This window comes from Bacillus sp. OK048 (genome assembly GCF_900103525.1).
GTDB lineage: Bacteria > Bacillota > Bacilli > Bacillales > Cytobacillaceae > Neobacillus.
Window position 1 is genome coordinate 1 of the sequence record NZ_FNHN01000034.1, and the last position, 3,636, is coordinate 3,636.

The 3,636-nt window shown below is 40.6% G+C and carries 3 protein-coding genes; 2 read left to right on the plus strand and 1 reads right to left on the minus strand.

Going from position 1 to position 3,636, the window contains the following annotated elements:
- Positions 1 to 139: 139 nt before the first annotated feature.
- Positions 140 to 529: a YybH family protein gene (locus tag BLR86_RS25435; protein ID WP_090768595.1), complete on the minus strand. Its 390-nt coding sequence runs from the start codon at positions 527 to 529 to the stop codon at positions 140 to 142.
- Positions 530 to 673: 144 nt separating this feature from the next.
- On the opposite strand from BLR86_RS25435, the gene BLR86_RS25440 reads away from it, so the two are divergent.
- Both BLR86_RS25440 and BLR86_RS25445 read left to right on the plus strand, forming a co-directional pair.
- Complete coding sequence (locus BLR86_RS25440) at positions 674 to 1,558, plus strand: ABC transporter ATP-binding protein (protein ID WP_090768598.1); 885 nt, start codon at positions 674 to 676, stop codon at positions 1,556 to 1,558.
- Between the two features lie 23 nt (positions 1,559 to 1,581).
- A complete protein-coding gene (locus BLR86_RS25445; RefSeq protein WP_254782460.1) occupies positions 1,582 to 3,162 on the plus strand; it encodes an ABC transporter permease in 1,581 nt (526 codons plus the stop codon).
- The last annotated feature ends 474 nt before the right edge of the window (positions 3,163 to 3,636 follow it).

Below are 3,636 nucleotides of genomic sequence, written 5' to 3' on the forward strand. Positions count from 1 at the left end.
TATTTTCCGAATAATAGCTTTTAATTCTTTTAGGAAACTCGCCCGCAGCGGAACAAGAAAAAGAGCTGTCTCAGCAATCCCCTTTCTTCAACTCTAGCACCCGTTTGTTTAAGTACATTTTTTCACAAACTACTATTGACTATTTGTTAATTAAATCCGTACCATACGAGTTGTCTATGGCACAAAGCCACTCACCTTGTGGACTTTTCTTAAACACGTATGTTGCTCGTCTATCCATTGAATATTCACTATCATTTTTATCAGCTTCAAGCAAGGTTCGGGATATAACTAAGGCAGTGTCGCCAGCTTCTAAAATAATCATTTCACCTTGTGTTGGGACAAGACTGTTATTGAAATATTTTGCAATTTTAATAAATGCTGTTTTAATTTCCTCTTTGCCTCGTGCAATCATACCTGGCTTTATAACCAAGATTGCATCATCAGAATAGTAATTCATTAGCGTATCAAAATCTTCCTGTTTTATTGCGATATCACATTTTTTAATAAATTCCTTTAATTCGTGTACCATAATATCCCCCTTATCTCAGTTAATTAATATATATTCTCCATTTATTTCTGCTATCCTTCCATTGCCGCTGCGATGAAAGTGACCTTTGTGACATATAATTACTTGTATAACATTGGAAAAAAATGATGAATACAGGGGGAGCCTATGAAGCTGATCATTGAGAACGTAAGCAAGAAATATAAGAAGGATTCTTATGGGCTTCGTGACTTATCTTTGCAGATCGAGACAGGCGTATTGGGATTGTTAGGACCGAATGGTGCCGGAAAATCAACACTGATGCGGATTTTGTCCACCATTACCAAACCTACTGAAGGTAGGGTCATTTGGAATGGAATCGATATTACCAAAGATCCTAATGCAATAAGAAGCATATTGGGTTATTTACCTCAGGATTTTGGCGTATATCCGCATCTAAATGCTGTTGAGTTTCTGGAATATTTAGCGGCAATCAGAGGATTAGATCTTACGATCTCAAGAAAACGGATTGACGAGTTACTTCAGTTGGTGAATCTTCACGAGGTGCGCAAAAAACCTTTGAACAGCTTGTCGGGCGGGATGAAACAACGTGTAGGTATCGCACAGGCTTTATTAAATGACCCCAAGCTATTAATTGTTGACGAACCGACGGTTGGACTGGATCCTGAAGAGCGTATTCGTTTTCGGAATCTTTTATCCGAATTATCGGGTGATCGAATTGTAATTCTCTCCACACATATCGTATCCGATGTAGAGTCGACCGCAACAGATATCGCTATTGTAAATCAAGGGAAACTTGTAATACAGGCATCTCCGAGCGAAATATTGGCAGCCGCGGCGGGTAAAGTGTGGGAGTGGCTAATTCCAAGCCATGCATGGATGGAAGTACGCAAGCAATTGTTAATTAGCAGCTCCATCCAGGGCAGTGACGGAGTGCGGGTAAGGGTTATTGCCGATATTCAGCCATCCGCGGAAAGCCGATTAGTGAATCCGACTTTGGAGGATGCGTATTTGTATTCCATTTCAGCAAATAAGCAGTCGGCATTATCATGAGGCCTCTTCGTATTCTATTTCATATGATGAAAGCTGATTATCTGGAAAGGGTTCGTAGATATAACTTTCTGATAACAATTCTTGTATCGATTTTTATCGTGTTTAAATTCGTACCTGCGAGTAATGAGAACTATCTGACATTATCGTTAAACGGTATACGCGGGATTTATAATTCAGCCTGGATCGGCAGTACCATTGCTACCTTAGCCTCTATGCTGCTAAGTCTTCCAGCGTTCTTTCTCGTCAAAAATGCCATTGAACGCGATGTGCAGACCGGGGTCGGACAAATTATAGCTACAACCCCGATAACCAGATGGTTGTATATTATGGGTAAAATGTGGAGCAACTTTGTTCTGTTGATGTCAATTGTTAGTGTGTTGATTGTATCTGCTCTTGCTATGCAGCTTATTCGAGGGGAAGATTATTCTGTTGATCCAGTGAGTTTACTGTTACCCTTCCTGTACTCCACATTGCCGACTATGGCATTGGTGGCTTCGATGGCTATCTTTTTTGAATCTGTGCCTTTTTTAAGTAAGGGACTGGGGAATTTTATTTATTTAATTCTATGGGGTTTTTCAATTAAATCATCGACTACGGCGACTCATACAACTCAGGATATGTTGGGGATCTCCCCAATCGTTACCAGGTTGTCAAGCGAGGCGAACGCAAGATCCTCTCATCCCGGCGAAGGGCACATCTCAGGAATCAGTCCTTTAAAAGGGGATTTAGTAACCTATGATTGGAACGGCTTGTCTTGGACGATAGGGGTGTTTTTAGAACGTTATATCTGGTTTGCCATGGCAGGGGTGATTGTTACAATAGCTTCTATTTTCTTTCATCGGTTTGATTTAACACGCTCGGTCCAAATCAATAAAAAAAGAAAATCATCTCGTGCCAAAAGTAAAAATGAATTGCAAAGTAAGCCTGAACCTGAACCTAGGAATGACATTAAAATAAAACTAACTCCTTATACTCACACAGTAGGGGCAGGGCGATCCAGTTATATCAAAATTTTAGCCATGGAGCTGCGGATTATGCTCAAAGGGCTGCGCTTGTGGTGGTACTTAATCGCATTGGTCATGATCGTATTAGGGGTAGTTCTGCCAATGGAAATCGTAGTAGAGTTTATTTTACCCTTCATCTGGGTTTGGCCCGTTCTGATTTGGTCGGCAATGGGTACGAATGAAGCATATTACCGTACCCATCAATTGATTTTTACGGCTGTTCATCCGGTTCGGAATCAATTTATTGTATTGTGGCTGGCTGGAGTCATCGTTGCCTATTTGACAGGCAGCGGGGTTATGATTCATTGTGTGATCACAGGTGATTGGGAGAGATTAATGGCCATGACAGTAGGTGGGATGTTTATTCCAACGCTGGCTGTAGCCTTAGGCATATGGTCGGGAAGCGGCAAGCTATTTCAAATAGTATTTATGTTAACTTGGTACCTGGGACCCTTAAACAAATGGGCTGTTATGGATTTCATGGGGGCAACACAGGAGTCTCTTGACCGGGGCTTGCCCCTGTATTACCTTCTAGCGACAGTTATTCTGTTGATGCTTGCTGTCATTGGAAGAGTGCGTCAGATGAAGGTTTATCATTAAGCTAAAAAAGACAAATCCCCTACCATGAGGCGGGGGATTCAGCATTTACTATGGTCTGTCCAGATGCATATAATTATTCACCCTTTAGGAGGAATATTGTGCAATTTTACATAAACCCCAACTTAATCGGCAGTTGGTCGAAACTGTTGAGTAAAAGGCTTTTTCGATAACTTCACTTAATAGAAAGGCTCGTTAAAGGATATTGTTGATTTTCTTGTTAAACTCCCATGTAAGAATGATTTACCTAACATAATCTGTGGTGCAATGCTGGCGTTGCATGAATGGCTAACGGGCAGATTAGTTGCATATGGTACTATTGGGAACCCTCCCTTTAATTATTCTCTAAAAAAAAGGAAAATCCTTATTCCACTAACCTGCACCTTTAGTTTAAGAAAAAATAGGTGTTATTATAAAAGCCCTTCTCATTAGAGTAAGTAGTTCCGATAATGTGGAGAAAACCTTAAAAAACAGTTT